The organism is Xanthomonas cassavae CFBP 4642 (assembly GCF_000454545.1).
GTDB classification, from domain to species: Bacteria; Pseudomonadota; Gammaproteobacteria; order Xanthomonadales; family Xanthomonadaceae; genus Xanthomonas; species Xanthomonas cassavae.
The window spans coordinates 37,543-41,277 of sequence record NZ_CM002140.1; the positions used below are offsets into that span (position 1 = coordinate 37,543).

A 3,735-nucleotide genomic window follows, 5' to 3' on the forward strand; every position below is an offset into this window, starting at 1 on the left:
CAAGCTCTCCGGACAACGCCACTGCCGGCGGTGGCGCAGGTGGCGCGGACTCTCCCGCAGGCACCGACAGCTCCGACTGGTTGGCAACCTCCTGCAATGCAGGGGCGCTTGAGGGTCGGCAGGGATTCGTGTAAAAAACAGCCAAAAGTGAGCTAACTTGCTGTAAGTAGTCGTCTCTGAAAAATCCTTTTCAGACGTCAATTGCGAGCTGTGACCGATCCATGGCGTCCAGGGATAACTGCGACATGGCACGGATCCAGGCACGCAAAAGCGCGATCCAGCGCATCAACCAGCGCAGGTTGTAGCCGGCGGCGCAGCCCAGTACATGCAGTGCATCGCCTTGGGTGCCCTTTAATCTGCAGCGGCGCAGCCGGCAGTCGTCTTTCAGATGGCCGATCACCGGCTCCACCGCTTGCCGTCGCTTGATCCAGTGCCACTGCCGGCGCGTCAGCGTCTTGGCTTTCCCACGGTGCAGCACCTGTACCCCATCGACCTCGCGCCCGCGATAGCCCAGGTCCACGATCGCTACCGTCGGGGCGACAGCCACGTCTTGCAGCAATCCGCGTGTCTGCTCCAGTTGCTCGGCCAAGGTATCGCCGTCGTACGGATTGCCGGGGAAACTCCGCGCACCCACGACCAATCCCTTGCAGGCCGTCACCGCAATGCCGACCTTCACGCCAAACTCGTACGGTTGACGCGCTTTGCCCTTGCCGATGCATTCCACCTCCGGAGCATGCAACGCATACAGCTTGTGCTTGTCCTTGGGGTGTTGCGTGTACAGGCGTTGCGCGCGATCCAGCCACACAGCGATGCGCTCGTGCACGCTGTCCTCCACTGCGTCCAGCTTGCGCTGCATATCGCGCACCACGCGCCCCAACACTGTGCGTTGGCGCCGCAGCGCAGCTCGCATGCGCTTGAACTGGCGCGCATGGGCATAGCGGCCTGCCTTGCGGCTCAAGGCAGGGCCTTGCCGTGCGTAGGTTTGCCGCAGCGCAATACCGTGGCGCTTGGCCAGCAGCACCAGCTTCTTGCGTGCCACCTCCAGCAGACGGCTGTCGGTCGGATAGGCGATTGCCTTTTCCTGCACCGTGGTATCCACGATCACCCGCGACAGCTCGCGTGCATCCACCGCCCTCATCGCGTGCGCCGTATTGATCGTATGCGCCAGGACCTCTTCCATCCCAGCTTCGCCCAGACGCTGACGCCAGCGCGTCAGCGAACTGGCATCGCATGGCAGACGCGTCTGGAACACCACCTCACCGGTGAAGAACTGCCAGTACGGATTCTCCAGCCAGCGCTCGCACACCGCTTCGTCGGACAGATCAAAGGCGTGCTTGAGGTACAGCAAACCGGTCATCAAGCGCACCGGCAAGGCCGGACGCCCACCTCCAGCGGGCGTGGCCGGCAAGTGCGAGCAAAGCGCCTGCTCCAACGCGGCCCACGGCATCGGTTGACTCAACTGCGCCAGCGGATGGCGCAGATCGATCTGGTTCTCCAGGCGCGAACGAAACAGTTCCTCGGCGGGGGTGTCTTCGGCAGCAGGGCGGCGTGTACGCATGGACGGAAATTGCAAGAAATCAGCCCACAGCGTAGCGAAAACTGGTAGTTCCGGCACGCCTGCGCGGCCGGTAACGCCTTACTGCGACTGCAATGGTGTGGATTTTCAGGGGCGACTAAGTAAAGGTTTCTTACACCAATCCCTGCCGACCCTCATCTTCGTCGTTCGCTGCTTCGACAGACGTTGCTCCGATACGGACCTAAGTTTGTGCAAGATTAAGCTTGCGTGAAGCGAGCTGATCTGCAACGCTATCCTCCTTGGGACTGCGCTTGCGCAGCTGTAATGGAATTACGAGAAGGTGAGATGGGCAACAAAGCAGTAGCGCTAAGTGCAGCCGCACTGGCAGTCGTAGTAGGTGGCATCATCTGGACGCACGAAGCGCGTAAGGACGACGAAGGGTCAATGCAGGGCATCTCCCAGAGTGAGACTCCCAATGCAGCGAACGAATCAGTCAAAGAACGGGCCCCGTCTCCGTCGATTGAGGGCGGCGTCGATCTTCGGAATGACTCTCGTGTTCGACATCCGTTCCCAGAAGTGCCGAGAACTAGAGACGGGATGAGCTTCGATAACGATCCTGGCTATGCCGAAAGCAAGGCCGAGCAGAAGTGGCTGGATCGTCATGGTTATCCCAACGAAAAGCAGCTAGAGGCTTACATGGTCGCCCCGGAGGCCTTGCTGAAGCAGGCATCGGACGCGGGTGATAAAGTCGCTCAAACGATCTTGGATGCACGGTTGTTGCCTTCAGACCCCACGGCGCAACAGCGCTTGGTGGATGCTGGAGCGGAAGGAAACCTCTTTGCTTTAAACATGCTGGCATCCTTCCAAGGCGGCAGCGCAAGTGGTGATCCTGTTGCTGCGTATGCCGTGTCGCGTGTGGCGGAAATGCGTGGAGATACCCGTGCCTCTGTTACTCGAGAAGTGATGATGTCTAAGTCACTTTCAACAGAGCAAAGAATGCTCGGGGAGTCTGAAGCCCTGCGACTCAATGCTGAAATAGATCGGATCTATACATCCAAGTATGGCAGGGCACCGGTATTGGATAAGCGTCCGATCGGTCAGTAGGTTTGTGTGGTTAATTGTTTTTTAAAAGGAGTGGGGAGTAAATGGGAATTATGAAGAAAGCTGGCGTCGCTGCGATGTCACTGACGGGGCTTATGGGGGTTGCATTTGCGTGCTCGGAACTCCCGATGCCGCCACTGGTGCCCATTCAGGTGCCCTTGACGCAGCTGCCAAAGTTTAGCGACAGCAAGAATCCTGCCAATGCCCTTTTTATGGACAGGCTTGATTCGGCAGCGTCTAAAGTGCTGGGTGAGGGGAATTGGGTCACAAACTCCTATAAGGGGTATGTTTCCTACACCGTAAAAATTCTCAACTATACTGGCCGGGGCATGGTCTACATTGAGAAGCCTTGCGGAAAGAAGGCAAAGGAAATGGCCGAGAAGATTGCTCAGCAGACTTCGAGCGGCGGCGGTGGTGGCGGCTCCGCTGGAACCGGCGGTGGTGGTGGTGGAGTGCTGATTGGCGGCGGTTGCTACGGCTCTTGCGGCGGCAGAATTCCGACGGGTGATGTGGGTCCGATCGAAACCTTGCCGAGCTGAGATCAGGTCGAGCTTTTCTAAGAACGCCCCAGTTCAAAGCTGGGGCGTTTTTCTTTGTCACCAGGTGATTCTCGTTCTTCAAAGGGTGAGAGGAACCAGGTGGCGCTGGCGAGGTTGAAAGCCTTTCGTTGGCCTACACGTTAGGGCTCGGTGGGCGTTGCCAGGCATTGAGAAGCTCCCCGTGGAATGCTTGAGCAGCGTCGTGCCGGCATTCGAGAATTCATTCCACGCTGCCTTGGGGGCGATGTGTCTCAAGCGGTGCGACCGGACTGCCGATACTCAAGCCCATGGGCCGAGCCGAGTTGGGGGTTCGGGGAGCAATGGAACAGGGAAGTCAGTTAAGCCTTCACCAGTGCCGGTCGGTGCCCTCCATGGGCGCGTCGCTCTCCGAGAAGCAGTGCCGGTCGTCCGCACCGCTGGCGATGTCGGTCAGCAATTCGTTCACAGCTTCATCCAGCTCTTCGTCGGTGTCATAAGGCACCCTCAGCTCATATTCGCCGTTCGGCCGTCGCGTGGCGTCGTATTGGTCGAGGTAAAAGCTCTCGACGTGCTCAATCGTGCGCTTCTTGCCGCGCACGA

The 3,735-nt window shown here is 59.0% G+C and carries 3 protein-coding genes and 1 pseudogene; 2 read left to right on the plus strand and 2 right to left on the minus strand.

Going from position 1 to position 3,735, the window contains the following annotated elements:
* Window positions 1-190: 190 nt before the first annotated feature.
* Window positions 191-1,558 (minus strand): IS5 family transposase, encoded by a 1,368-nt coding sequence (locus XCSCFBP4642_RS0123415; RefSeq protein WP_029221896.1) that lies wholly within the window; start codon window positions 1,556-1,558, stop codon window positions 191-193.
* A gap of 555 nt (window positions 1,559-2,113) precedes the next feature.
* On the opposite strand from XCSCFBP4642_RS0123415, the gene XCSCFBP4642_RS29565 reads away from it, so the two are divergent.
* Entirely contained in the window at window positions 2,114-2,620 is a 507-nt protein-coding gene (locus XCSCFBP4642_RS29565; protein ID WP_029221897.1) for a hypothetical protein, read from the plus strand.
* 41 nt (window positions 2,621-2,661) lie between these two features.
* Entirely contained in the window at window positions 2,662-3,156 is a 495-nt protein-coding gene (locus XCSCFBP4642_RS0123425; RefSeq protein WP_029221898.1) for a hypothetical protein, read from the plus strand.
* A gap of 346 nt (window positions 3,157-3,502) precedes the next feature.
* Here the strand turns inward: XCSCFBP4642_RS0123425 and XCSCFBP4642_RS25710 are convergent.
* Window positions 3,503-3,735: pseudogene (locus XCSCFBP4642_RS25710) on the minus strand (recombinase family protein); the annotation flags it as partial.